We start from the raw sequence: 25,639 nt of genomic DNA, 5'->3' as shown, positions 1-25,639 counted from the left end.
CGGTAGCTAGTTCAGCTTTGGCGGCTGCTTACCGCCCGCGTTGTTGCGCGCATGGCCTTAGATCTTGCCGACCAGGTCCAGCGATGGCGCCAGGGTGGCTTCGCCTTCTTTCCACTTGGCCGGGCAAACTTCGCCGGGGTGGGCAGCAACGTACTGGGCAGCTTTCACTTTGCGCAGCAGTTCAGCTGCATCGCGGCCTACACCACCGTCGTTCAGTTCGACGATCTTGATCTGGCCTTCCGGGTTGATCACGAAGGTACCGCGATCGGCCAGGCCAGCTTCTTCGATCAGCACGTCGAAGTTGCGCGAAATGACGTGGGTTGGGTCACCGATCAGCGGGTACTGGATCTTGCCGATGGTGTCCGACGTGTCGTGCCAGGCTTTGTGGGTGAAGTGGGTGTCGGTGGACACGCCGTAGATTTCCACGCCCAGCTTCTGGAACTCGGCGTAGTTGTCGGCGAGGTCACCCAGCTCGGTCGGGCAAACGAAGGTGAAGTCGGCCGGGTAGAAGAACACGACGGACCACTTGCCTTTCAGGTCTGCTTCGCTGACCTGCACGAACTCGCCTTTGTGGTAGGCGGTAGCGTTGAACGGTTTGACCTGGCTGTTGATGATTGGCATGAGAGACGCTCCTTCATGGGGTTGGAATCAGTTGATGGATAGAATCCTAACTAATCATCCCGCTGAAGGCTCATTGGCAAAAGTCATGCTCGTGATTGGTTTTGGCTATAGCCAGAGGTACTTGATAGAAGACTCAGTTGTAGGAGCGGGTTGCCCCGCCCCTTCAACACAATGCGTGGATCAGCGGGTAGCCGTACGCAGGGTAACGAACTCTTCGGCCGCCGTCGGGTGCACGCCGATGGTTTCGTCGAATTGCTGCTTGGTGGCACCGGCTTTCAGGGCAATGCCCAAGCCCTGGATGATCTCGCCGGCATCAGGGCCGACCATGTGGCAGCCCAGCACCTTGTCGGTGTCGGCATCAACCACCAGCTTCATCAGGGTCTTTTCCTGGATATCGGTCAGGGTCAGTTTCATGGCGCGGAAGCGGCTTTCGAATATCTGCACCTTGTGCCCTGCCGCCAGCGCCTGTTCTTCCGTCAGCCCCACGGTACCGATTGGCGGCTGGCTGAACACGGCTGTGGGGATGTTCTGGTAGTCCACCGGGCGGTACTGCTCGGGCTTGAACAGGCGCCGTGCCACCGCCATGCCTTCGGCCAGCGCCACCGGCGTCAGTTGCACCCGGCCAATCACGTCACCAATGGCCAGGATCGACGGCGCGGTCGTCTGGTATTGTTCGTCGACCCGGATGTAGCCACGCTTGTCCAGCTCGACCCCGGTGTTTTCCAGGCCCAGGTTGTCCAGCATCGGGCGTCGGCCGGTGGCATAGAACACGCAGTCGGCCTGCAACTCGCGACCATCCTTGAGCGTGGCCTTCAGGCTACCGTCTTCAAGCTTGTCGATGCGCTGGATATCGGCATTGAACTGCAGGTCGAGGCCGCGTTTTTCCAGCTCTTCCTTGAGGTGGGCACGTACCGAACCATCGAAACCGCGCAGGAACAGGTCGCCACGGTACAGCAGCGAAGTAGCCGCCCCCAGGCCCTGGAAGATACCGGCGAACTCGACCGCGATGTAGCCACCGCCGACCACCAACACCCGACGTGGCAGGCTCTTGAGGTAGAAGGCTTCGTTGGAGGTGATTGCCAGTTCCTTGCCTGGGATGTCCGGCACCTGCGGCCAGCCGCCGGTGGCGATCAGGATGTGCTTGGCGCTGTAGCGTTGGCCCTCCACCTCCACTTCATTGGCCCCGGTCAGACGCGCGTGCCCCTGCACCAAGGTCACACCACTGTTCACCAGCAGGTTACGGTAGATGCCGTTCAGGCGCTCGATCTCACGGTTCTTGTTGGCAATCAGGGTACCCCAGTCGAAGTGCCCTTCTTCCAGGGACCAGCCGTACCCCGCAGCCTGCTCCAGTTCATCGGCCACATGCGCACCGTAGACCAGCAGCTTTTTCGGCACGCAGCCGACGTTGACACAGGTGCCGCCCAGGTAACGGCTTTCAGCCACTGCCACCTTTGCTCCAAAACCAGCGGCGAAGCGCGCAGCGCGCACCCCGCCAGAGCCGGCGCCAATCACGAAAAGATCAAAATCGTAGGCCATGTGTTCTCTCTCCTAGCAGGCGCCCAGCATAACGCACTGAGGCCGCTTTACAGCCCTTCGTGGCAGACCCGCCCCCATCAGGATGGCGCACGCCAAAGGCATGCGCGGTATCTGTAATCGATGGACTCGCCCCCGCCGAGGCATCACAGTGCCACGGTGGCGTTCGAAGAAGCCAACGGCAGCGAGGGCGAGACCATGAAAAAGCATAGCTCCAAGCAAGCTTCTCTGTCTTCCACTGATGTGGAATCTTGCACCACCATTGCGATCGACCTGGCCAAACAGGTCTTTCAATTGGCAGGTGAGGATGCTACTGGCAGGGTTATCTACGAAGATCGCATTAAATCGCGGCAAGCTTTCCACGATTTCCTGATCAGATTGCCCTCCACAGTGGCCGTCTTGATGGAGTGCGGCCCTGGTGCACAAGCCTGGGCAAGGCTGTTGCAGACCCAAGGTAACCAGTGCGTATTCTTCCTGCGCAGCGCGTTGCCGAACACCGCAGCGGTGCAAAGAACGACCGCAACGACACCCATGCCATTTTGCGTGCCGGCCGAGATAGCAGCATCGCGGCGATACCCATCAAGAGCACCGCAGCATTGGCCATCCAGGCCCTGCACCGTGTTCGGCGCGGCAGCATCAAGCGGCATACAGCCTTGGGTAATCAGATGCGTGGCTTGCTGCTTGAGCACGGCGTATCCATGCCGCAGGGCGATGCAGCGATCATCAAGCATGTGCCGCGGTGCCTGGAGGATGCTTCTTTGCCTTTGCCAGACTTGTTGCGCGAGCTGCTCGATGAGCTGTTGGCTGACTGGCTGTCCCTGGGTGAGCGCATCGCCCGGTTGAGTAAGCGGCTGGAAGCGACAGCTCGCGAGGACAAGGTTGCGCAGAGACTGATCACCATTCGTGGCGTCGGTCCCATCACCGCCACCGCGATCGTCGCGAAGCAGACAGAACCCAGCCGTTTCGCCAGTGGCCGAATGTATTCAGCCTTCTTCGGCATCGTGCCCGACCAGCACAGCAGCGGAAACAAGGTCAGATTGGGCAGGATGAGCAAACGAGGTGATGGCTACATACGCAGCCTGATGATTCAGGGCGCGCATGCTGTCTTGAGTCAGCTAAAGCCTGATTCCGATCAGCCAGACGATCGCCGCCTCTTACGCTGGCTGTCTCGCCTTGGACGCAAGGAGGCGGCGATCAGACTGGCTAATCGGAATCTGCGCATCATCTGGGCGCTGTTGCAGAGCGATCAGGTTTATCAACGCAAACCGAACAGCAAGCCGGAGGCGGCTATGAGCCTCTGACCAACCGAGTAATGCCACCGGGGCGCTGAGCGCTCCAACCCCTGCTAGTGAACATCGACCCTTGGTAAGACCGTCGCAGATTGATGCCTCCGCTCCTACAGGCCTGTTAGTGGCCTCAATGTAAACGGCACTCTGCGAGCTCACCACGATGGTGGCCAGAAGCAAAAAGCTTCCTCGAATAGGCCTGATACATAGATGCAACCGGGTTCCTATGTTCAAAAGCAGCTAGACAGTGTGGGCGAGTCCATACATAGGAGCGGGCCTGCCCGCGAAGGGCCGCGCGGCGGCCCCAGTCATCGCAATAGTGCTACAAGCAGCGGCTGTATCAGTAAGCCTTGCCAGTCTTGTAGTAGTTCTCGAAGCAGAAGTTGGTCGCGTCGATGTAGCCCTCGGCGCCACCGCAGTCGAAGCGCTTGCCCTTGAACTTGTAAGCGATCACACAGCCGTTCTGCGCCTGCTGCATCAGCGCGTCGGTGATCTGGATTTCGCCGCCCTTGCCTGGCTTGGTGTTCTTGATGATGTCGAAGATATCCGGCGTCAGGATGTAACGGCCAATGATCGCCAGGTTCGACGGTGCATCTTCCGGTGCGGGCTTCTCGACCATGTTGGTAACGCGGAAGATGTCGTCACGGATCATGTCACCGGCGATGACACCGTACTTGTTGGTTTCCTGAGGGTCGACCTCCTGGATGGCGATGATCGAGCAGCGGAACTGGTTGTACAGCTTGACCATCTGGGTCAGCACGCCGTCACCTTCGGGGTTGACGCACAGGTCGTCGGCCAGCACCACTGCAAAGGGCTCGTCGCCGATCAGCGGGCGCCCGGTGAGAATGGCATGGCCCAGGCCTTTCATTTCGGTCTGGCGGGTGTACGAGAACGAGCACTCGTCCAGCAGGCGGCGGATACCGACCAGGTATTTCTCCTTGTCGGTGCCCTTGATCTGGTTTTCCAGCTCGTAGCTGATGTCGAAATGGTCTTCCAGGGCGCGCTTGCCGCGGCCGGTCACGATGGAGATTTCGCTCAGGCCGGCATCCAATGCCTCTTCAACGCCATACTGGATCAGTGGCTTGTTGACCACCGGCAGCATTTCCTTGGGCATGGCTTTGGTAGCAGGCAGGAAGCGGGTACCGTAGCCGGCTGCCGGGAACAAGCATTTCTTGATCATATACGTCCTTACAAAAGGCTAGGCCTGTGGAATTCGGCGCAGTCTAATCAGGCGGCAGAAACCTTACAATGCCTGACCTGCGGCCGACCGATGGGTAGATAGAGATAAGCAAGTGTAGATAGTTCCGAGGGATCGCAAATATCGCCATCAGACATGCAATTGAAATACCACAAATCACGCCTGCCTATGGCGGCCTCCTGGCGAGCAAACCTGCTTCCACAACCACCGTTGCAGGTCAGGCTTACCCGCGCAGCGTTCGCTACAGGCACCCCGTCAGCTACCGGTCCCCTGCCCGACCAGCACGCCATCGACCTTCTGCCCATACAGGTTCACGCCGTCATTGGCGTGGAATTTCACCCGCGTCTTCTCGACAGAGCCTTCTACCAGGCGGGGATCCTGCGGCCGTTCATGCCGGTTGATCCATGCCGCAACATCCCAGGCCTGCTGGTCGCTGAGGCTGCCCGGCTGACCCAGTGGCATGTTGTACTTGATGAACGATGCCGCCGTGTTGATACGGTGCATACCGGCGCCCCAGTTGTAGCTGTCCTTGCCCCACAGCGGCGGCATCACATATTCGCCCGCCACTTGCTGCCCTTCACCGTTGTCACCATGGCAAATCGCGCATTGCTCGCGGTATACCTGCTGGCCACGCGTGAAGTCGTACCCGCCTGCAGGCTGCGCGACTTCCGGGTAACCGCGCCCGGCAATTTCGACGCCGGTCGGCGCCTTGGTCGACAGCCAGTACGCGTACACCGACAGCGCCGTCATCTGCGGGCTGTCCGCGGCCGGCGGCTTGCCATTCATGCTGAACTGGAAGCAGCCCTGGATGCGCTCGGCGAAGGTGTTGACCTTGTCGTTTTTCTTGCGATAAGCGGGGTACATGGGGTACGCGCCCCACAGTGGCGCCGAATGGGCCATACGCCCCTGGTCGAGGTGGCAGTTGCTGCAGTTCATGCCATTGCCCACCGCCTCGGGCATCAGCCGGCGGGTATCGACGAACAAGGCATGGCCTTCACGCACCATCTTGCCGAAGGCATTGTTTGGCAGTTCGCCTTCCGCCGGGGGCGTGAATTGCGGCGCGGTCTGCTTGCCTGGGACCTTCAGCTGCGACTGGTCTTCCATGGCAATAGGCGCGGCCTGGGCACTGCCCAGAGCGAGCAGCAACAGAGCGGGGATCAGCGGCTTCATGGTTTGACCTCCTGGCTGGCGGGGCGGGCGAAGAACTCGGCAACAGCCTTGATCTCGTCATCGGTCATGGCCTTGGCCACGCCGACCATCAGCTGGTTCGGGTCATTGCTGCGGCTGCCGTCGCGCCAGGCATTGAGCTGCGCCACCAGGTAACTGGCAGGCTGCCCGGCCAAAGGCGGGAAGTGCTCGCCAACGCCACCGCCACCCGGACCGTGGCATTGCACGCAACCAGGGATATGCCGGTTCCAGTCGCCGTACAGGGCCAGGCGGGTGGTAGGGTCGCCGGCCATCTGCTGGCGGCGCCCCTCGACGACCTTGACTGCCGGCAGGCTGGCCAGGTAGCTGCTGACGGCGGTGATTTCCTCTTCGCTCAGGGCCTTGGCCAACGGCTCCATCACCGCCTGCTTGCGGCTGCCGCTGCGCCAATCATGCAATTGCTTGCTGAGGTAAGCAGCCGGCAGGCCGGCCAGCCGCGGAAAGCCCGCGGCAGCGACGCCCTTGGCGTCCGGGCCATGGCAACCTAGGCAGGCCAGGGCGGCGGGGTTGGCCCCGCCCTGGGTGAAAATTTTCTGGCCATCGGCGGCATGCGCCCCGGGCCAGGCCAGGATCAGCAGGCTGCCGATCACGACGCGACTCAACGGTGTCATCACGAATCTCCATTTCTTTTGTTATAAGCTTAGGCCTAAAAAACATAAGCAAATGGATACTAGCCCCGCCAGGGAAATCGCAACAACGTCAAGCCGGCCGATCTGATGGCCATTAGCCCATTAACCGCCCTTTATTTGCCTCAGATCAACTTCCCGAGATGCAGCGGGTAGCTGCCGTGCGCACATCGCCCAGGCGCAGCGGGAAGTTGCTCAGCCGCTCATGCAGCTTGATGCTGCTGCCGCTGCCACGCTCATCGATATCCAGCAGGGCGGCTGGGCCGGTACCTGCCGCCAGCTTCTGCGGCACCGTCAGGCGCAGGCCGTCGCCGCGTTGCTCTTCCACCAGTGGGTCACGGCTGTCGGCAAGCTGGGCCTTGACGCAATCGGCATACTCGCGGGGGGTCTTGCCAGAAATCACATCCAGGGTCGCATGCGATTGCTCCAGTTCGGAAACACTGACACAGCCACCCAGTGCCAGTGTCAACGCGGCCACCATCCACTTCATCTCTCATACCTCAACTTGTACGAACCCGGTTCGACCACCGCCAGGCAGTTTTGCTCCGTGCTTTGGCAGAATTATCTACGCCCGGCGAACAGCGCGGCAGTATAACGGCACATCGTGGTATCTTTTGCCTTTGCTGAACCAAACCTTGCGGAGCATCACATGAAATTCGTACACCAGCGCGAGCACCTCAATGAGGACGACATCGTCGTCATCGAGTGTTCCCAGCGCTGCAATATCCGCCTGATGAACGACGCCAACTTCCGCAGCTTCAAGAACGGCGGCCGTCATACCTACCACGGCGGCCACTTTGAAAAGTTTCCGGCGAAGATCACCGTGCCCAGCACCGGGTTCTGGAATATCACCATCGATACCGTCACCACCCGCCCCATTTCGGTTACCCGCAAACCCACCCTGACCCACAAGATCAAGATCATCCGTCGCTCGTCGTCGAAACTCAGATAAGGCCACCATGACCCAGACCATCAAGTACGTGATCAAATACAAGCTCGACGGCCAGCGTCGCTGGGACTTCGCGCTGATGCCCGACGCCTCGCAAGCGCAAGCCCTCGAAGCCTTGCGCAAAATCCATGGCGATGACGCCGTCAAGATCAGTGACATCCAGGTCAGCAAGGCCCTGTAGAGCCGCCGCACCGTTCGCCCAGCGCAAGGAGACCCTCGCATGAGCCATTGGCCCGACCGCCGCATCCTCGACCTGCTGGGCATTGATTTGCCCATCCTGCAGGCCCCCATGGCAGGGGCGACCGGCTCGGCCATGGCCATTGCGGTGGGCTTGGCCGGCGGGTTGGGCGCATTGCCCTGCGCCATGCTCACCAGTGAACAGGTGCGCGCCGAAATTGCTGCATTCCGCGCCGGCTGTCCGGGGCGCCCACTGAACCTGAACTTTTTCTGCCACCCGCCACCCGCGCCCGATGCCGAGCGCGACGCGCGCTGGAAGCAGGCGCTCGCCCCCTACTACAGCGAAGTGGGCGCGGATTTCGCGGCGCCCACCCCGGTCTCGAACCGTGCGCCTTTCGATGAGGCGAGTTGCCAACTGGTCGAACAACTGCGGCCGGAGGTGGTGAGCTTCCATTTCGGCTTGCCCCAGGCTGCCCTGCTGCAACGGGTACAGGCCAGCGGTGCCAAGGTGCTCTGCACCGCCACTACCGTGGAAGAGGCCGTTTGGCTGGAGCACAACGGCTGTGACGCCATCATCGCCATGGGTTATGAAGCCGGCGGCCATCGCGGCATGTTTCTCAGCGACGCCATTACCAGCCAGATCGGCACCTTTGCCCTGGTGCCGCAGGTGGCCGACGCGGTCCGCCTGCCGGTCATTGCCGCCGGCGGCATCGCTGACCATCGCGGCCTGCTGGCGGCCCTGGCCCTGGGCGCATCTGCCGTGCAGATCGGCACGGCGTACCTGTTCTGCCCCGAGGCCAAGGTTTCGCCAGCACATCGCCAGGCGCTGGACAGTGCGCCTGCCAGTGACACGGCGCTGACCAACCTGTTTACCGGCCGCCCGGCCCGCGGCATCAACAACCGCATCATGCGCGAGCTGGGGCCGATGAGCCCGCTGGCACCAGCGTTTCCGCTGGCGGGCGGGGCATTGATGCCGTTAAGGGCAATTACCGAGCCGCAGGGCAACAGCGATTTCAGCAACTTGTGGTCAGGGCAGGCGTTGCGGTTGGGGCGGCGTATGCCTGCCGAGGCGCTGACCCGGGAGATCGCGGCCAAGGCACTGGCCAGGGTTGCCGGGTAGCCCGCGCCTGCGCGGCCTGCGGTAACCTTTCGTTAGCCCGCAATCACACCATCCTAGCGAATGCACCCAGCAGCCCTTCCCGGCCACTGGCCTATCGCTATATAGTTGTGAATATAACGATACCCCAAGGAGCTGCCTGCATGCGTATCCGCCCGTCTCACCTGGCCTTCACTGCCATGGCCAGCCTGTTTGCCTTCAACACCGCCTGGGCCGACGAGGTTCAAGTGGCCGTTGCGGCGAACTTCACGGCGCCGATCCAGGCCATTGCCAAGGACTTCGAACACGACACCGGCCACAAACTGGTCGCGGCTTACGGCGCCACGGGGCAGTTCTACGCCCAGATAAAGAACGGCGCGCCATTCGAAGTGTTCCTTGCCGCCGATGACACAACCCCGAAAAAGCTTGAGGAAGAAAAGCAGATCGTCCCCGGTTCACGCTTCACCTACGCCATCGGCACCCTGGCGCTGTGGTCGGCGAAAGACGGCTACGTCGATGCCAAGGGCCAGGTGCTGAAACACAACGCATTCAGCCACCTGGCCATCGCCAACCCCAAGGCAGCGCCATACGGCTTGGCCGCCACCCAGGTACTGGACAAACTGCAGCTCACCGAGGCCACCAAAGGCAAAATCGTCGAAGGCCAGAACATCACCCAGGCTTTCCAGTTCGTCTCCACCGGCAATGCCGAACTGGGTTTTGTCGCACTATCACAAATTTTCAAGGACGGGAAAGTGACCCAAGGCTCGGCCTGGATCGTACCGGCCAACCTGCATGACCCGATCCGCCAGGATGCCGTGCTACTCGACAAAGGCAAGGACAATGCCGCCGCCAAGGCCCTGATCGAGTACCTGAAGGGGCCAAAGGCCGCCGCCCTGATCAAGTCCTACGGTTATGAAATCTGATGCCGCTGGATGCCAGTGACCTGGGTGCCATCTGGCTGACCGTCAAACTGGCCAGCCTGACCACAGTGATCCTGCTGATCATCGGCACGCCGGTCGCCTGGTGGCTGGCGCGCACGCGCTCCTGGCTACGCGGGCCGGTGGGCGCGGTGGTGGCGCTGCCGCTGGTGCTGCCACCGACCGTCATCGGCTTCTACCTGCTGATCGCCCTGGGCCCCCACGGCTGGCTCGGCCAGGCCACCCAGGCCATGGGCCTGGGCACCGTGGTGTTCAGCTTCACTGGCCTGGTCATTGGCTCGACCGTCTACTCCATGCCCTTCGTGGTCCAGCCGTTGCAGAACGCCTTTGCCGCCATCGGCCAGCGCCCGCTGGAAGTCGCGGCCACCCTGCGCGCCAGCCCGTGGGACTGTTTCCTCCATGTCGTGCTGCCGCTGGCGCGCCCCGGTTTCATCACCGCCAGCATTCTCGGTTTCGCCCACACCGTGGGTGAATTCGGTGTGGTGCTGATGATCGGTGGCAACATCCCCGACAAGACGCGCGTGGTTTCGGTACAAATATTCGATCACGTCGAGGCCATGGAATACTCACAAGCGCACTGGCTGGCCGGCGCCATGCTGGTGTTCTCGTTCCTGGTGCTGCTGTTGCTGTACGCCGGACGCCGCGGCAAAGCAGGCTGGAGCTGAGATGACTGCATCGATAGTGGCGCGCCTGAACCTGGCACGTGACGACTTTACCTTGGACGTAGACCTGCACCTGCCCGGCCGCGGCATCAGCGCCCTGTTCGGCCAGTCCGGCTCTGGCAAGACCACTTGCCTGCGCTGCCTGGCGGGGCTGGAGCAGGCTGCCAACGCCTATATAGAGGTCAACGGCGAGGTTTGGCAGGACAGCAGCCGTGGTTATTTCCGCCCCCCCCACTTGCGCCCGGTGGGCTACGTATTCCAGGAGGCCAGCCTGTTCCCGCACCTGTCGGTGCGCGCCAACCTGGAATTCGGCTGGCGCCGCCTGGCGGCCGCCGAACGCAAAGTCAGCCTGAGCCAGGCCAGCGAGCTGTTGGGTATCGGCCATTTGCTGGATCGCCGCCCCGCGACTCTGTCGGGTGGTGAGGCGCAGCGGGTTGGCATCGCTCGCGCCCTGCTCAGCCGCCCGCAGCTGCTATTGATGGATGAGCCGCTGGCCGCCCTCGACGGCCCACGCAAGCGCGAGATACTGCCCTACCTGGAACGCCTGCACGGTGAGCTGGATATCCCGTTGGTGTATGTCAGCCACGCACAAGACGAGGTGGCACGCCTGGCTGACCACCTGGTGCTGCTGGAACACGGCCGCGCAGTGGCCAGCGGCCCCATTGGCGAAACCCTCGCCCGTCTCGATCTGTCGCTGGCCCAAGACGACGACGCCGGCGTGGTGTTCGAAGGCCGGGTGGTGGGGCACGACCCGCACTACGACCTGCTCGACCTGCGCCTGCCCGGCGAACATGGGCCCTTGCTACGCATCGCCCATGCTGCCCAGGCCATGGGCAACACCTTGCGGGTCAAGGTGCAGGCGCGTGACGTAAGCCTGGCACTGACAGCTGACAGCACCTCGAGCATCCTCAACCGTTTGCCGGTAAAGGTTCGCGAAACCCGCCCCGCGGCCAACCCGGCGCATGTGCTGGTCAGCCTGGACGCTGGCGGCAACCCGCTGCTCGCGCGCATTACCCGGTTTTCGGCAGAGCAGCTCGCCCTGCACGCAGGGCAGGTCGTGTACGCCCAGATCAAATCGGTGGCGCTACTGGGCTGAGCATACCTGACACGCGTGTTGTCCATTGATCAGTGATCTGACCGAGGCCAAACACCATGCTCGACTGCCCTCTGCCGCGCAGTTTGCACTATGTCGAAGACAGCCAGCCAGGCCTGACCCGGCGCCGTTGGCGCGACCGTTTCATCTACCTGGACGCCGATGGCGAACGGGTCCGCGACAAGGACACCCTGGCGCGCATTGCCGCCCTGGTGATCCCCCCGGCCTACACAGACGTGTGGATCTGTGCCGACCCCCAGGGCCACCTGCAGGCCACCGGCCGTGATGCGCGTGGCCGCAAGCAATACCGCTACCATGTGCAATGGCGCGAACTGCGCGACCAGCACAAGTACGGGCGCATGCTGGCCTTCGCCCAGGTTTTGCCGAAACTGCGCGCACAACTGGAAACCTACCTGGCACGCCCAGGGCTGGACCGGGAAAAGGTCATGGCATTGGTGGTGAGCCTGCTGGACCACACGCTGATCCGCATTGGCAACCAGCGTTACTTGCGCGACAACCAGTCTTACGGCCTGACCACCCTGCGCAACCGCCACGTAGAAGTCAAAGGCAGCAGCATTCGCTTCCAGTTCCGCGGCAAGCGCGGTGTCGAGCACAACGTCACCCTCAATGACCGGCGCCTGGCCAACCTGCTCAAGCGCTGCATGGAACTGCCCGGGCAGGCGCTGTTCCAGTACCTGGATGCCGACGGTCAGCGCCATAGCGTCGGCTCGGCCGAGGTCAACCAGTTCCTGCAGCAACTCACAGGTGCCGACTTCACCGCCAAGGACTACCGCACCTGGGCTGGCAGCAGCTTGGCGCTGGACCTGCTCAGGCCATTGGCCTGGGAACCGGAGGCCGAGGCCAAACGCCAGGTGGCCGCCATCGTTCGCCAGGTGGCCACGCGCCTGGGCAATACCCCGGCGGTCTGCCGCCGCTGCTACATCCACCCCGCCGTACTCGAACACTACGCCCTGGGCCGCCTGGCGGACCTGCCAAAACACCGCATACGCAAAGGCCTGGACCCTGAAGAGGTGGCTTTGCTGGTATTTCTTCAAGCCCTAGAGGAACAGGACGGTCATTAAGCCTGTCTATTCAAGCCATGATGCGAAGAAATTTCCCATTGGCCGCCAACAGCCCTATTCTTGCCACCGAGCACCTTGGCCGACAAATCGCTGACGGTTTGCTTTGGCACCTGCAAGTGAAGGTACGCAACAGAATTTTTCTGTCGGGGAATTACTATCCGCCGAAAGCGTCTTTAATGAGAAGGAACAGGGACCCGCTCCCGCCGCCGCGGCAGTTAGCCATGCGGACTTTTATATCACCAAGGAGAATTACATGCTGATACTCACCCGTAAGGTTGGCGAAAGTATCGTCATCAATGATGACATCAAAGTCACCATTCTGGGCGTAAAAGGGATGCAGGTGAGGATCGGTATCGATGCACCGAAAGATGTACAGGTCCATCGTGAAGAGATCTTCAAGCGTATCCAGGCAGGCAGCCCTGCCCCGGAAAAGCACGACGATTCGCAGTGAATCCAGGCTGACCAAGCGCATGGATGCGCTCGGCCGCAGGCCTCACGTTTTCAGTAGCTCACGCACCTTCGCAATCATCTGGTCCATGTCGAATGGCTTGTCGAAAATGGCCTCGACCAGGGTAGGACAGATCTGGCTGCCCTGTGCGCCACTCATGAGAATGACCGGCACCTTCTCCAGAGTGGGCTCTTCACGCATTTTGCGCACCAGCTCCTCGCCATTGAGCGCCGGCATCATGTAGTCGGTGATCACCAACTGCACGCTTGTGACCCTGAGCATTTCCAGCGCCTTGTCGCCGTTGCTGGCTTTCATCACCTGATAACCTTCATCCTCCAGGGCATACCCCAGGATATCGGCGATCAGGTATTCGTCATCGACGATCAGAATGGTGTTCATTGCCCCGCCTGTCACCCGCCGTCCTGCGGCACCGGCGTACCCGAAAGCACCCCGCTGTTGCCGGCGAACGCCTTGTGAAGCGTTATGCCCTGGGGCCCGATCAGCAGCTCGTGCAAGGCGGGGTCATGGTGGCTGTCACGCACCTTGATGATCGACAGCATACGCCGCAGCTGCGAGTCCAGCTCCACAAAGCGCATCAGCATCAGGTTGTCGACGATGCTCGACAGGTCCGGCGCCGGTGCACTGATCTCAGCGCCGAAAATATCGCGCATTTCCCAGGTCAGCATCACGCTGACACCGCGCGCGCGCAGCTCACCGGTCAACACGCGGAAAAACGCATTGAGGCGGACCGTGTCGGTGGCCAGGCGGCTGAATGCCCCCAGGCTGTCGATCACCACGCGCTTGCTGCCCAGTGCGGCAACCCGCTCCAGCAGCCGCGCGCCCACTTGGTCGAGCAACCCCTCGGTGGTCGGCTGCCAACACAATTGCAAGCTGCCGCTTTGCTCCATTGCGGCAAAGTCGTACCCCAGCGATGCGGCCTTGCTGCGCAGGCGCTCGGGCGTTTCATAGAAGCCGAAATGCAAGCCTGGCGCTTGCGCGGTACTGGCCCCAAGAAACGCCAGGCACAACGAGCTCTTGCCAATACCGGAGGGCCCGATCAACAAGCTGACCGAACCGTTCGCCAGGCCGCCACCGAGCATTTCATCGAACGTGGGTACCCCGCTGCTGACGCGCCCCACATTGCCGCTGGCGACCTGGCTGGGGTGACTGAACAGCGCTTCCAGGCGCGGAAACACGTGCATGCCGGCTTCGTCGATCAGGCACTCGTGGCGGCCCGACAAGGCACCACTGCCACGGGTTTTGCGTAATTGGACATGGCGCACGGCACGGCTGCCCAGTAACTGCTCACCCAGCTCGATGACCCCATCGACCATGGTGTGCTCAGGGCTCCCCTCCTCCAACCGGGCGCTGGTCAGCAGCAACACGGTACAACCTGCGAACGCGGCATGGCCTTGCAGTTCGGAGACGAACTTCTTGGTGTCGAGCGTGGTGTGTGCACGGGCGCGGGCATTGAGCACACCGTCGACGATCAGCAGGCTGGCCTTCTGCCGGCCGATTTCCTGGCGCAGCAAGCGCACCACAGCCTCAAGCCCTTCCTGTTCCAGTGTGTCGAACGCGCTGACGAACTGAATCTGGTCACCAATCAACCCCGGGTCGAAGAACGCGAGCGTCGACAGGTACTGGAACAAGCGCTCATGCGACTCGCTGAGCAAAGTGGCCACCAGCACCCGACCCCCGTCACGGACGTGGTTATGGGCCAGCTGGTTGGCAAGAATGGTCTTGCCGGCACCCGGTGGGCCTTGAACGATGTAGGAGGCGCCAGCCACCAGGCCACCCCTGAGCAACGCATCGAGCCCGTCGATGCCCGTTATCAGCCGCCTGAGTGCCTGTGCCATGTTGTCTACCTGTCGAGTGGGCTGCGTGCCTGATTCTGATACATTGGCAAATAAAGTTGCATGCAAGTTCCACGACCCGGCTCGCTATCGACACAAATAGCGCCACCGCTCTGCCTGGCGAAGCCGTACACCTGGCTAAGGCCCAGGCCGGTACCCTTGCCAAAGGGCTTGGTGGTGAAAAATGGCTCGAAGATGCGTGGCAGCACTTCGGGCGCGATACCTTCGCCACTGTCCTCGACCACAAAGCACACAAAGCGGCCGTGCAGCCCTTCCACCTCGCCGGCCAGCTCTACCACCTCGACCTTGAGGTCGATACGGCCATTGCCAGTGATGGCGTCGCGGGCATTGAACAACAGGTTGAGCAAGACCATTTGCAGCTGCCCGGCATCGACTTCGATCAGCGGCAGATCCGGTTGCAGCACCACCGCCAGCGTGATCGCACTGGGTAACGCATGCTCCAGCAGGCCACGGGTGGCGGCAACCAGGGCTGCCGGGGCAACGCAGGCCACATCGAGCTTGCGATGGCGAGCGAAGCTGAGCAGTTGCTGAGTCAGCTCGGTGCCGCGCTGCCCGGCATCGATGATGTGCTGCACCATGCGCTGCGCCCGCACCGGGTCCTGGGTAGTCTGCGCCAGGCGTGCCGAGCTGAGAATGATGGTCAGCATGTTGTTGAAGTCGTGCGCCAGGCCACCGGTCAACTGGCCAAGCGCCTCAAGCTTCTGCGCCTGGAACAGCTGGGCCCGCATGGCATCCAGTTGCATGGCCGACTCACGACGGTCGGTAATGTCACGGGTGACCTTGGCAAGGCCAACGATCTGGCCGTCTTCGTCGCGAATCACATCCAGCGCGGCCAACGCCCAGAACTGCGTGCCATCCTTGCGTACCCGCCAGCCTTCATCCTGCGCCACGCCTTGCTCGAGCGCTTGGCGCAGCAGGCAGTCAGGACGGCCATCCGCGCAGTCCTGCGGGGTGAAAAACAGCGAAAAATGCCGGCCGACCACTTCATCGGCGCGGTAGCCCTTGATCCGTTGCGCACCTGCATTCCACGACACCACATGCCCAGAAGGGTCAAGCATGTAGATGGCGTAGTCCACCACCGACTGAACCAGCTGCTCATAACGATGGGGGGGCATGACGGGGTGGTCGATGCTATCAGCTGAAACCATGCATACTCCACTGGCACAGCAGGAAGGACAAAATGAACGTAACCCGGTGTGCCAGCCTTGAGCTAGCCCTTGACACCCTTGGATCCAATCAATCGGTAACAGTGGCCTAATGACTGCAACGTGTCAATTGCCCATCACCACTGCCCTGTCATCTGTAGATCATAGGTGCTGCGGTTGACTCAACTATAACAATGGGTTATAAAGCGCGCTTGATTGCGAAGCCCTTCTACTTAGAAGCGAGCCGGTCGTTCACGACCCCTTCAAGCGTGCGAGTGTGGTGGAATTGGTATACACAGCAGACTTAAAATCTGTCGGCGTGAGCCTTGCGGGTTCGAGTCCCGCCACTCGCACCAAATTCCCCTGAAAAGGCGCCTGCATGGCGCCTTTTTACCGTCTGGCAGCAATGTTTTGTGCAGCTGCTAAAGTGGAGCATACATTCGTCCACTGGAACGCCGCCATGCGCTACTCCCTGTTCGATGGTCAACGCGACATCATCACCCTGCTTGCCCGCGTGCTGCTGATGATCCTGTTCGTCTTGTCAGGCTGGGCCAAGCTGACCGGTTTCGATGGCACCGTCGCCTACATGACCTCCCTGGGTGCCCCCGCCCCCATGCTGGCGGCCGCAATTGCGGTATTGATGGAGTTCGTGGTCGCCATCCTGCTGATCGTTGGCTTCTATACCCGGCCGCTGGCAGCGCTGTTCGCGTTGTTCGTGCTGGGCACCGCGCTGATCGGGCACCCTTTCTGGCACATGGTCGACCCTGAACGCAGTGCCAACATGACCCAGTTCCTGAAGAACATGGCCATTATGGGTGGCCTGCTGCTATTGGCCGTGAGCGGCCCTGGGCGCTTCTCCGTAGACGGGCGCTGAGTCAGTCGTCGCAGTCATCGAACCACGCTGGGTGCTCGAGCCGCTCTTCATCAAGGTCATCGAAGTCATTCAGCGTTTCGTCTTCCTCCAGCTCGTCCTCGGCGCCGTGGGCGTCCGCCTCGTGCTCCACGTCGTCGCCATAGAGGAATTCGTGGTCGAGCAGATGATCGTGCTCCGGCTCGGGAAGGTCGTCTTGGTCGCGCATGCTGGCTCCTGAAGTGTTGGCAGGCCTGTATAGGCCGATCGAGGTGCCGGGTCAATGGGAGCTATTAATGTACCGTTAATGCCACCGGCCCACTCTGCAGGCTCTCCCTTCAAACGTTATTTGCCCGCCGTTACGGCGGGCTTTTTTTCGTCCCGCCAATGACCCCGCCTCAAATGACAGGCTGATCACCTGCGCTTCACGAAATACCGACATCTGCTTGCGCACACTGACCCCGCTCCGTACGTTCTTGCAGCCCGCCGCACATTTGCCGCGGGCTTTTCTTTGTTCGACAGCCTGTGGCTGCCCTCTCATGACCTGGAGCAGTTTTCCCCTCCCGCGCAAAGTCTATGCTGATCCGGCCATCACTCAAGCTCATTCGGATAGACACGGAGGCTCCTATGAAAGCTGCTGTTGTTGCGCCAGGCCGTCGCGTGGACGTGATCGAGAAAACCTTGCGCCCACTGGAACACGGCGAAGCGCTGCTGAAGATGCAATGCTGCGGGGTATGCCATACCGATCTGCATGTCAAAAATGGCGACTTCGGTGACAAGACCGGTGTCGTGCTGGGCCACGAAGGCATTGGTGTGGTTCAGGAAGTAGGCCCCGGTGTTACTTCGCTCAAGCCCGGCGACCGCGCCAGCGTTGCCTGGTTTTACCAGGGCTGTGGGCACTGCGAATACTGCACCAGCGGCAACGAAACCCTGTGCCGCGAAGTGAAGAATTCCGGCTACACCGTCGACGGCGGCATGGCCGAGGCCTGCATCGTCAAGGCTGATTACTCGGTCAAGGTGCCTGACGGCCTCGACTCTGCAGCGGCCAGCAGCGTCACCTGCGCCGGCGTCACGACCTACAAGGCCGTGAAGAGCTCCAACATTCGCCCCGGCCAGTGGATCGCCATCTATGGCCTCGGTGGCTTGGGCAATCTGGCCCTGCAATATGCGAAGAATGTGTTCAACGCCAAAGTGATTGCCATCGACGTCAACGACGAGCAACTGCGCTTCGCCAGCGAGATGGGCGCCGACATGGTGGTCAACTCTCGTACCGAAGATGCGGCGAAGGTCATTCAGGCCAAGACCGGTGGTGCCCATGCAGCCGTCGTTACGGCGGTAGCCAAGGCCGCATTCGATTCGGCGGTCGACGCACTACGTGCCGGTGGACGCCTGGTTGCGGTCGGCCTGCCCTCCGAAGCGATGAACCTGAACATCCCCCGCCTGGTATTGGACGGCATCGAAGTAGTCGGCTCGTTGGTAGGCACCCGCCAGGACCTGCAGGAGGCCTTCCAGTTTGCCGCTGAGGGCAAAGTCGTGCCCAAGGTGACACTGCGGCCGATCGAAGACATCAACCAGATCTTCGACGAGATGCTGGAAGGCAAGATCAAAGGCCGCATGGTGATCCAGTTCGAAGGTTGACCTGCTGATTAAGCGTCGAACACTACCACTGCACAGCCCGCAGACAATCCATTGCGGGCTTCGCTTCCACCGGTCAGTTTCTGCCCATTGGGGCAACGCTCAAGTTCAACCGCGCGTTCATGCCCTGTAGCAAAGGGGGCACACCGTCCACAAGCGGCGACGTTGCGCACGAATGGCTACGGATACATTGATGATTGCCAGCACCGGTAAACACTTGGCTGGCTGGCTCACCCTCATGCGGGCAATCGGCAGCCGCCTCTTTGAGCATCTTGTCCAACGATTCAACCATGCTGGAATAATCCATTCCCTGACTCCGTCGTTGGTGAACATCGCTTACGCTCAACCATAGCTGAGAAACATTTCAAAAGTACGCAAGGAAATGCGTGATACAAACCACTCCCTTCAGTGATGCTGACCGATCACCGGCATGCCGGGTTCAACGAAAAAACTCGCACTGTTCGGCATAAGGGTTTTGAATGGCTTACACGGCGTGTACTTGCAGGAGAAAGAAATGACCATTCGCAGCCTGGCCAGGATCCTTCCCCAAGACCCCGAAAATCCAGGCTGGGTGCTTGGATGGGGCGTACTGAGAGACCGCCATCCGTGGCACTTTGTCGATGTCTATGCCGACCAGCAAACAGCGCAGGCAGAGGCGCGGCGGCGCGGCGCGGGCTATGTGGTCGAGTACGGGTCGCACCGGCTGGGATCGAAGGAGTTCATCTGTGGAACGAGCCTGCCGGAGGGCTAGCGCAACGCGACTCACTGCTGTGCACAAAAAATCCGACAGAGTGACCAGGGGATGAACGCCGGGTGAGCTAAAGTTTTTGATGAATACACGCAACGTGAGGCACCCATCATGATAAAAAGTGAAGCAGAGGCCGTTATCGAGCGTATCAGAAAGGAACTGGAGAAGAACGGCGTGAGTTTTGGCTTCGACCAGGTAACTACCACGCCGAATTTCGGTTGTGATCTGGACCACTCCGTTGCGCAGGTCAGCGAGGCTCCGGAGAACCTCGTAGAGCTGATTCTGATACATGACACAGGCTTATGGCGCTTTCTCGAGGGAAGCGAAGTCCATCACTGTGGAATCAAGAATTGCAAGGGCAAGCTCTTTGGCATGCCTATTGTCGCAGAACCGAGATCCGATGACTCTTACACCATCCAGTTCAGGGCAGGTCGGGGTTTGAGCTAACCGGTACATCCCCCGTAGACCTTGGGTCTGCGGGGGGTCTTAAACCGGCGCGTGGCTCAACCTCTGACCGTCCACAATTGATCGAGCCGTGTCGTATAGGATTGGCTCATCATCTCTCTCTTCATGCCCCAGTCCGGCACCGCGGGCACGCTGGCGGTGCGCATAGTACCCCTCCCCCAGCGCCCATTGATGTCGTCCATGACCGCCATCAGCCTATCGCACGCCACCGACTGCCTCAGGGCAAAAAGATCTTCTGAAAATTCGCCCGGTTGTCGAAGGTCCATCAACAGCACCTCGGCCTTACTGTAGCGAAACCCGGGGCGGAAGATTTTTTCGACCGCTGCCGTAGCCAGCCCGGTCATGAGCAGTGTGTCGCAGGTCGGATAGGGCAGCTCCACCAAGGCTCCCTGGGCGTGGTGCGGCTCCTGCGGGTTGAACATGCCGGTGCGGATGCTAACGCGCATGCGCTTGCACAGCGAACCCTGGGCACGCAACTTTTCCGCCGCGCGGCCAACGTAGGTGGCTACTGCCTGCTTGATCGGCGCCAATTCAGCAAGCCGCCTGCCAAACATGCGGCTGCAGCATATTTCCTGCTTCGGCGGCTCTACCTCGTCCAGCTCAAGACAGGGCGTACCGGCCAGCTCCCGGGCCGTTTTCTCCACGACCACGCTGAACTTGCGTCGCAGCGTCCAGGCATCAGCCCTGGCCAGGTCCATCGCCGTATGGATGCCCATCGCCTCGAAGTGGGCGGCCATGCGCCGGCCAACACCCCACACCTCCTTCACCTCGGTATTGCGGAGCACCCAATCGCGCTTGAACGCATCGGTAATGTCCACAACCCCGCCGGTTTGGGCCTGCAAGCGTTTAGCGGTGTGGTTGGCCAGCTTGGCGAGCGTCTTCGTACCGGCGATGCCAACGCCAACTGGGATGCCCGTGCACTGAAAGACTCTTGAACGCACATTTCGCCCAAACTGGGTCAGATCTCCCTGAATTCCGGACAGGTCAGCGAAGCACTCGTCAACGTAAAGGAAAGAAGAACAGCCATGGACATGACTTCAGCTCAGACATTCCGCTACTCAATCTCTGATGTCGGATGTCCATAGAAAGAACCTCTTTTCCAGGAAATTGGGGCTTGAAGTCCATACCTGCGCAATTGCACCCATTTGACCAGTCAATTGCATTGGTACTGACCACCGCGTGCATCCGACTTGGCCAGTGGGCAGCAGAGACGCAACAGGCAGAAACCGGCCAGAAGCAGTCAGTCAATCATGCGTTACAGTGATTTTTTGCAGCTCTTTATAGAGCCGTTAGCTGCTGCCACCAATAATCCATAGGCCTGCCAGTCGTCAGACAGTCTTATTCTCGATCAGACGATTGCCCCGTCGATGACCAGTAGCTCACCGGTGATGGAGCCAGAGTCCGGTCTTCGGATGCAGGACTCCTGGCTTTGCTCACTCAGCGCCGATCCCGGCCATCGGTTCAGTTTGGCCCCAGCCACCGCCCAGAGACCTGAACAGGTCAACCAGCGCAATCTGCCGTTCCGTGCTGATTTGAATTAGTGTGGTCTGGTTGCTAAAGGTGCTGCGCTGGGCGTCAAGATAACGCAGGTAGTCGTCCACGCCGCCCTCGTAACGCGCCTTAGCCAGGGCCATCGCAGCCTCGCTGGAACCGGCCAGAGCCTGGCGGGCAGCCTCCTCGCGGCGCAGGGTGTCGGTGGCGGCCAGGGCATCGGCCACTTCGCGGAAGGCGGTCTGGATGGTGCCTTCGTAGTCGGCCACCGCCGCGTCCTGGCGCACTTCGGCGAGGTCCAGGTTGGCGCGGTTGCGGCCACCGGCGAAGATCGGCAGCGACAGCGTCGGGGCAAAGCTCCAGGCCCGCGAGCCGCCATCGAACAATCCGGACAACTCGGCACTGGAGCTGCCCACCGAACCGGTCAGGCTGATCCGGGGAAAGAACGCGGCGCGAGCTGCACCGATATCGGCATTGCGCGCCTTGAGGCGGTGCTCGCTGGCGAGAATGTCCGGGCGCCGTTCGATCAGTTCCGAGCTGGTGCCGGGGGCGATGTCCTGCAGCACCATCAGGTCGTCGCGGGGCGTCGCGGGCAGCAGGCGAGCGGCATCTGGCGTGCCGAGCAACAGGACCAGGGCGTTGTCCGCCTGGCGTAACTGGCGTTCGGTGCTCTCGCGCTCGGCCCTAGCCTGTTCGGCAAGGCCGACCGCTTCCTGGTAATCCAGGGCGGTGGCGGCCCCCGCTGCACGGCGCTGGCTGACCAGCTCCAGCGAGGCCATGCGGCTGTCCAGGGTTTGTTCGACCAGGGCCATGCGGCGTAGCGCACCATCGCGGGTCAGGTAGGCCTGGATGACCTCGGCAACCAGGCTGATCTGCGTGGCACGGGTCGCCTCCTCGGTCGCCAGGTAGGTCTCCAGCGCGGCCTCGGAGAGGTTGCGCACGCGGCCGAACAGGTCGACTTCGTACTCCGCGAGGCCGAGGCCGACCTGATAGTTGCTGGTCACTTCCGAGCGCCCGGTCTGCGACAGATCGGCAGGCAGGCGCTGGCGGTTGCCGCTGGCATTGGCGTTGATCGAAGGCAGGCGATCAGCACGCTGGATGCGGTACTGGGCACGCGCAGCTTCGATATCCAGCAGCGCCTGGCGCAGGCTGCGGTTGTTGCTCAGCGCCGTATCCACCGCGCGGCGCAAGTCGGCATCGACGATGAAGGTCTGCCAGTCCAGCGCCTGGGCACGGGCGCCCTCCGCGTCGGCGGCTTGCCAGTGCGACGCGACCGGTGCCTGCGGGCGCTCGTAGGTCGGGGCCAGCGAACACCCCGCCAGGGCGGCGATGGCCAGGGGCAGCAGAGCGCGACGGAGCATGAAGTGAGAGGTCATCGCATTACTCCGCTTTATGCAGGGGATGGTTGTCGGTTTGCTGAGGTTTGGTGCGCAGCAGCGACAGCACCCAGACGAAGAAGATCGGCACGAAGATCACCCCGAGCATGGTCGCGCTGAGCATCCCGCCCAGCACCCCGGTGCCCAGTGCGCGCTGGCTCGCAGCGCCGGCGCCAGTGGCGATGGCCAGCGGCACCACGCCGAGCATGAACGCCATGGAGGTCATGATGATCGGGCGGAAACGCAGGCGCGCGGCTTCGACAGCGGCATCGCGCAGCGAGTAGCCGTCTTCCCACAGGTCCTTGGCGAACTCGACGATGAGAATGGCGTTCTTCGCCGCCAGGCCGATCACGGTGATCAGGCCGACCTTGAAGTACACGTCGTTGGGCAGGCCGATGGCAGTCACCGCCAGTACCGCGCCGAGTGCGCCGACCGGCACGATCAGCATCACCGTCAGCGGGATCGCCCAGCTCTCGTAGAGCGCCACCAGCAGCAGGAACACCACGGTGATGGCCAGCGCGAACAGCATCGTCGCCTGGCCGCTGGCGACCCGCTCCTGATACGAAAGCCCGGTCCACTCGTAGCCGATACCTTCGGGCAGCTCGGCAGCGATGCGCTCCAGTTCGAGCATCGCCTCGCCAGTGCTCACGCCGGGCGCGGCGTCACCGGCAATGCGGATCGACGGGTAACCGTTGTAACGCGCGACCTGCACCGGGCCTTCCTCCCAGCTCGTGGTGACGAAAGCACTCAGCGGTACCAGGCTGCCGCTGTCGTTGGGCACATGCAGGCGCAGGACGCTTTCCGGCGTCATGCGCTCGGCCTGTTCGGCCTGTACCACCACGCGCTGCTGGCGGCCGGCGTTGGCGAAGTCGTTGATCACCGACGAGCCGAACGCAGTGGACAGCGCGCTGCTGATCGCTTCGAAGCTGACACCCAGCGTGCGGGCCTGCTCACGGTCGATCACCAGGCGCAGCTGCGGCGCCTCGGCCAGACCTTCCATCATGGCGTAGAGGAACTTCGGATTGCCGTTGACCTTGCCCAGCACTTCATCGCGCGCTGCCAACAGGGCATCGCGGCCGAGACCGGCGCGGTCCTGCAGGCGCAGGGCGAAGCCACCGGAGTTACCAAGGCCTTCAATCGGCGGTGGTGGTACCGACATGATTGCGCCGTCATCGAGGTTGGCGAAGTGCTCGTTGACCGCAACCGACTCGGCTTCCGGCGACTGCGAAGAATCACGCTCAGACCAGTCCTTGAGCAGCGGGAAGGCAATGGCCGCGTTCTCGCCCATGCCGGAGAAGCTGAAGCCAAGCACCAGGAAGGTCGTCTGCACGGCCTCGCGGGCCATCAGAAATGACTCCAGCTCTCCACCAGCGGCCGAGGTACGCTCACGGGTGGCGCCGGGCGGCAGCTGGATGTCGACGATCATGTAACCCTGGTCTTCCACCGGCACGAAGGATTCCGGCAGGCGCATGTAGAGAAAGCCCATCAGCACCACCACGCCCAGGTAGATGAACATCACCCTCCCGGCTCGCGGCACCAGCTTGTCGTTGAGCTTCGTGTAGCGGCTGGTCAGGCTGGTGAACTTGCGGTTGAACCAGCCGAAGAAGCCAGTCTTCTCGTGATGGCCTACAGGAATCGGCTTGAGCAGCGTGGCGCACAGCGCCGGGGTGAAGGTCAGCGCGAGAAAGCCCGAGAACAGAATCGACACCGCCAGCGACAGCGAGAACTGCTGGTAGATCACCCCCACCGAACCCGCCATGAAGGCCAGCGGCAGGAACACCGCCGACAGAACCAGGGTGATACCGATGATCGCCCCGGACACCTGCCCCATCGCCTTGATGGTCGCCGGCACCGGCGCCAGGCCTTCCTCGGCCATGATCCGCTCGACGTTCTCCACCACCACGATGGCGTCGTCCACCAAGATGCCGATGGCCAGCACCATGCCGAACATGGTCATCATGTTCACCGAGAAGCCCAGCAGGTACATGAAGGTCAGGGTACCAAGCAGACACACCGGCACGACGATGGACGGGATCAGGGTGTAGCGCACGTTCTGCAGGAACAGGAACATCACCAGGAACACCAGCACCATGGCCTCGATGAGGGTCATGATGACCTTGTCGATGGCCACGTCGACGAAGCGCGAGGTGTCGTACGGCACGGAGAACTCGACGTTGTCCGGGAAGTTGGCCGACAGCTCGGTCAGACGCTGCTTGACCGCCTCGGCGGTCTGGATCGCGTTGGCACCGGGCGACAGCTGCACGGCGGCGGCAACGGCGGGCTTGCCGTCCTGGCGCGAGCCGAAGTTGTAGTCCTGGCTGCCGACCTCGATGCGTGCCACGTCGCCCAGGGTCAGGCGCGAGCCGTCCTGGTTGGCACGCAGCACGATGGCGGCGAATTCCTGCGGGTTGTCCAGGGTGCCCTTGACCGCCAGGGTCGCCGTCAGCTCCTGCTCGCTGGAACCCGGCGTGCTGCCGAAGGCACCGGCCGGCACCTGCACGTTCTGCGCGCGGATGGCGTTGTTCACGTCATCAATGGACAGGCCGTAGCCAACCAGCTTCTGCGGATCGATCCACACGCGCATGGCCGCCTCGGAGGCGAAGAACTGCAGTTTGCCGACACCGGGTACCCGGCGGATTTCGTTGTTGATACTGCGCGCCGCGTAGTCGGCCAGCGCCGTGACATCGGAGTCCTTGTCGCCATCGGTGTAGCTCAGCGCATAGATCAGCAGGAAGCCGGCGGTGGCCTGCTCGGTCTGGATGCCGAGGGTCAGCACGGCCTGCGGCATGCGCGCCTCGGCCTTCTTCAGACGGTTCTGCACGTCGACCTGGGCCAGTTCGGGGTCGGTCCCCGGCTGGAAGGTGACGGTGATCTCGGCTATGCCGTTGGCGTTGCTGGTGGACTCGAAGTACAGCAGGTTCTTGGCGCCGTTGAGTTCTTCCTCGATGACGCTGGTCACCGAGTCGGTCAGCACCTGCGCCGAGGCGCCGGGATAGGTGGCGGTCACGGTAATCTGCGGCGGCGCCACGTTGGGGTACTGTGCCACCGGCAGGAACGGAATGACCAGCAGGCCACCTAGCGAGATGAACAGGGCGACTACCCAGGCAAAATTGGGGCGTCGGATGAAAAACAGGGGCATG

The 25,639-nt window shown here is 61.9% G+C and carries 25 protein-coding genes, 1 tRNA gene and 2 pseudogenes; 14 read left to right on the top strand and 14 right to left on the bottom strand.

What is annotated here, in order from left to right:
* Positions 1–57: 57 nt before the first annotated feature.
* Positions 58–621 (bottom strand): alkyl hydroperoxide reductase subunit C, encoded by a 564-nt coding sequence (ahpC, locus tag GEV39_RS09360; RefSeq protein WP_004375926.1) that lies wholly within the window; start codon positions 619–621, stop codon positions 58–60.
* Between the two features lie 180 nt (positions 622–801).
* Complete coding sequence (gene gorA / locus GEV39_RS09355; RefSeq protein WP_173888455.1) at positions 802–2,157, bottom strand: glutathione-disulfide reductase; 1,356 nt, start codon at positions 2,155–2,157, stop codon at positions 802–804.
* 240 nt (positions 2,158–2,397) lie between these two features.
* Here gorA and GEV39_RS09350 point away from each other — a divergent pair.
* Positions 2,398–3,455: pseudogene (locus GEV39_RS09350) on the top strand (IS110 family RNA-guided transposase).
* A 325-nt stretch (positions 3,456–3,780) separates the two neighbouring features.
* Here the strand turns inward: GEV39_RS09350 and galU are convergent.
* The 4 genes from galU to GEV39_RS09330 all read right to left on the bottom strand — a co-directional run bounded on the left by galU (position 3,781) and on the right by GEV39_RS09330 (position 6,960).
* Positions 3,781–4,620, bottom strand: coding sequence for a UTP--glucose-1-phosphate uridylyltransferase GalU (galU, locus tag GEV39_RS09345; protein WP_173888454.1), 840 nt, complete (start codon positions 4,618–4,620; stop codon positions 3,781–3,783).
* 273 nt (positions 4,621–4,893) lie between these two features.
* Entirely contained in the window at positions 4,894–5,808 is a 915-nt protein-coding gene (locus GEV39_RS09340; protein WP_173888452.1) for a c-type cytochrome, read from the bottom strand.
* Positions 5,805–6,455, bottom strand: a complete 651-nt coding sequence (locus tag GEV39_RS09335) for a c-type cytochrome (RefSeq protein WP_173888450.1) — start codon at positions 6,453–6,455, stop codon at positions 5,805–5,807. The genes GEV39_RS09340 and GEV39_RS09335 overlap by 4 nt, the downstream gene beginning before the upstream one ends.
* 145 nt (positions 6,456–6,600) lie before the next feature.
* Positions 6,601–6,960 carry a hypothetical protein gene (locus tag GEV39_RS09330; RefSeq protein WP_173888448.1) on the bottom strand — a complete coding sequence of 120 codons (360 nt, stop codon included), beginning with the start codon at positions 6,958–6,960 and terminating at the stop codon, positions 6,601–6,603.
* Between the two features lie 159 nt (positions 6,961–7,119).
* Here GEV39_RS09330 and GEV39_RS09325 point away from each other — a divergent pair, with 159 nt between their 5' ends.
* The 8 genes from GEV39_RS09325 to csrA all read left to right on the top strand — a co-directional run bounded on the left by GEV39_RS09325 (position 7,120) and on the right by csrA (position 12,918).
* Positions 7,120–7,422 carry a DUF1883 domain-containing protein gene (locus GEV39_RS09325; protein WP_003250918.1) on the top strand — a complete coding sequence of 101 codons (303 nt, stop codon included), beginning with the start codon at positions 7,120–7,122 and terminating at the stop codon, positions 7,420–7,422.
* 7 nt (positions 7,423–7,429) lie between these two features.
* Complete coding sequence (locus GEV39_RS09320; protein ID WP_173888446.1) at positions 7,430–7,600, top strand: hypothetical protein; 171 nt, start codon at positions 7,430–7,432, stop codon at positions 7,598–7,600.
* 39 nt (positions 7,601–7,639) lie between these two features.
* Positions 7,640–8,716: an NAD(P)H-dependent flavin oxidoreductase gene (locus tag GEV39_RS09315; protein ID WP_173888444.1), complete on the top strand. Its 1,077-nt coding sequence runs from the start codon at positions 7,640–7,642 to the stop codon at positions 8,714–8,716.
* Positions 8,717–8,892: 176 nt separating this feature from the next.
* Complete coding sequence (modA, locus tag GEV39_RS09310) at positions 8,893–9,615, top strand: molybdate ABC transporter substrate-binding protein (RefSeq protein WP_249414355.1); 723 nt, start codon at positions 8,893–8,895, stop codon at positions 9,613–9,615.
* Positions 9,615–10,295 (top strand): molybdate ABC transporter permease subunit, encoded by a 681-nt coding sequence (gene modB, locus GEV39_RS09305; RefSeq protein ID WP_173888441.1) that lies wholly within the window; start codon positions 9,615–9,617, stop codon positions 10,293–10,295. The genes modA and modB overlap by 1 nt, the downstream gene beginning before the upstream one ends.
* 1 nt (position 10,296) lies before the next feature.
* Positions 10,297–11,388: a molybdenum ABC transporter ATP-binding protein gene (modC, locus tag GEV39_RS09300; RefSeq protein ID WP_173888439.1), complete on the top strand. Its 1,092-nt coding sequence runs from the start codon at positions 10,297–10,299 to the stop codon at positions 11,386–11,388.
* A gap of 56 nt (positions 11,389–11,444) precedes the next feature.
* Entirely contained in the window at positions 11,445–12,467 is a 1,023-nt protein-coding gene (locus tag GEV39_RS09295) for a DNA topoisomerase IB (protein WP_054913452.1), read from the top strand.
* A 253-nt stretch (positions 12,468–12,720) separates the two neighbouring features.
* The gene (gene csrA, locus GEV39_RS09290) at positions 12,721–12,918 is read left to right on the top strand and encodes a carbon storage regulator CsrA (RefSeq protein WP_009683195.1); all 198 of its coding nucleotides are present in this window, start codon (positions 12,721–12,723) and stop codon (positions 12,916–12,918) included.
* 42 nt (positions 12,919–12,960) lie between these two features.
* Here csrA and GEV39_RS09285 read toward each other — a convergent pair whose 3' ends face one another.
* From GEV39_RS09285 to GEV39_RS09275, 3 genes are read right to left on the bottom strand one after another with little or no spacing between them, the layout of a single operon-like run.
* Positions 12,961–13,314 (bottom strand): response regulator, encoded by a 354-nt coding sequence (locus tag GEV39_RS09285; RefSeq protein WP_173888437.1) that lies wholly within the window; start codon positions 13,312–13,314, stop codon positions 12,961–12,963.
* A gap of 11 nt (positions 13,315–13,325) precedes the next feature.
* Positions 13,326–14,771 carry an ATPase domain-containing protein gene (locus GEV39_RS09280; RefSeq protein ID WP_173888435.1) on the bottom strand — a complete coding sequence of 482 codons (1,446 nt, stop codon included), beginning with the start codon at positions 14,769–14,771 and terminating at the stop codon, positions 13,326–13,328.
* A 5-nt stretch (positions 14,772–14,776) separates the two neighbouring features.
* The gene (locus GEV39_RS09275) at positions 14,777–15,937 is read right to left on the bottom strand and encodes a two-component system sensor histidine kinase NtrB (protein ID WP_173888433.1); all 1,161 of its coding nucleotides are present in this window, start codon (positions 15,935–15,937) and stop codon (positions 14,777–14,779) included.
* Positions 15,938–16,205: 268 nt separating this feature from the next.
* Here GEV39_RS09275 and GEV39_RS09270 point away from each other — a divergent pair.
* Together GEV39_RS09270 and GEV39_RS09265 are read left to right on the top strand one after the other, a co-directional pair.
* Positions 16,206–16,290, top strand: a tRNA-Leu gene (locus GEV39_RS09270).
* Between the two features lie 104 nt (positions 16,291–16,394).
* Positions 16,395–16,808, top strand: coding sequence for a DoxX family protein (locus GEV39_RS09265; protein ID WP_173888431.1), 414 nt, complete (start codon positions 16,395–16,397; stop codon positions 16,806–16,808).
* Between the two features lies 1 nt (position 16,809).
* Here the strand turns inward: GEV39_RS09265 and GEV39_RS09260 are convergent, their stop codons facing one another.
* A complete protein-coding gene (locus tag GEV39_RS09260) occupies positions 16,810–17,013 on the bottom strand; it encodes a hypothetical protein (protein WP_173888429.1) in 204 nt (67 codons plus the stop codon).
* Positions 17,014–17,411: 398 nt separating this feature from the next.
* Between GEV39_RS09260 and adhP the strand changes: the two genes are divergently transcribed.
* Positions 17,412–18,422, top strand: coding sequence for an alcohol dehydrogenase AdhP (gene adhP, locus GEV39_RS09255; protein ID WP_173888428.1), 1,011 nt, complete (start codon positions 17,412–17,414; stop codon positions 18,420–18,422).
* Between the two features lie 73 nt (positions 18,423–18,495).
* Here adhP and GEV39_RS09250 read toward each other — a convergent pair whose 3' ends face one another.
* A complete protein-coding gene (locus GEV39_RS09250; protein WP_173888426.1) occupies positions 18,496–18,726 on the bottom strand; it encodes a hypothetical protein in 231 nt (76 codons plus the stop codon).
* A gap of 207 nt (positions 18,727–18,933) precedes the next feature.
* Here GEV39_RS09250 and GEV39_RS09245 point away from each other — a divergent pair, with 207 nt between their 5' ends.
* Complete coding sequence (locus tag GEV39_RS09245; RefSeq protein ID WP_173888424.1) at positions 18,934–19,170, top strand: hypothetical protein; 237 nt, start codon at positions 18,934–18,936, stop codon at positions 19,168–19,170.
* Between the two features lie 108 nt (positions 19,171–19,278).
* On the top strand, positions 19,279–19,614 hold the full coding sequence (locus GEV39_RS09240) for a hypothetical protein (RefSeq protein WP_173888422.1): 336 nt from the start codon (positions 19,279–19,281) through the stop codon (positions 19,612–19,614).
* A 56-nt stretch (positions 19,615–19,670) separates the two neighbouring features.
* Here the strand turns inward: GEV39_RS09240 and GEV39_RS09235 are convergent.
* The 3 genes and pseudogenes from GEV39_RS09235 to GEV39_RS09225 form a co-directional block, all read right to left on the bottom strand.
* Positions 19,671–20,636, bottom strand: a pseudogene (locus tag GEV39_RS09235) (DUF4113 domain-containing protein); the annotation flags it as partial.
* Positions 20,637–21,065: 429 nt separating this feature from the next.
* Positions 21,066–22,499 carry a multidrug efflux transporter outer membrane subunit TOprJ1 gene (locus GEV39_RS09230; protein ID WP_003152694.1) on the bottom strand — a complete coding sequence of 478 codons (1,434 nt, stop codon included), beginning with the start codon at positions 22,497–22,499 and terminating at the stop codon, positions 21,066–21,068.
* Between the two features lie 4 nt (positions 22,500–22,503).
* On the bottom strand, positions 22,504–25,638 hold the full coding sequence (locus GEV39_RS09225) for a multidrug efflux RND transporter permease subunit TMexD3 (protein WP_034065037.1): 3,135 nt from the start codon (positions 25,636–25,638) through the stop codon (positions 22,504–22,506).
* Position 25,639: the final 1 nt, after the last annotated feature.

Source organism: Pseudomonas sp. NY5710 (assembly GCF_013305665.1).
Classification (GTDB): domain Bacteria; phylum Pseudomonadota; class Gammaproteobacteria; order Pseudomonadales; family Pseudomonadaceae; genus Aquipseudomonas; species Aquipseudomonas juntendi.
Note: the sequence above shows the minus strand (reverse complement) of the source record. Positions and strands in the feature narration are given on the sequence as shown.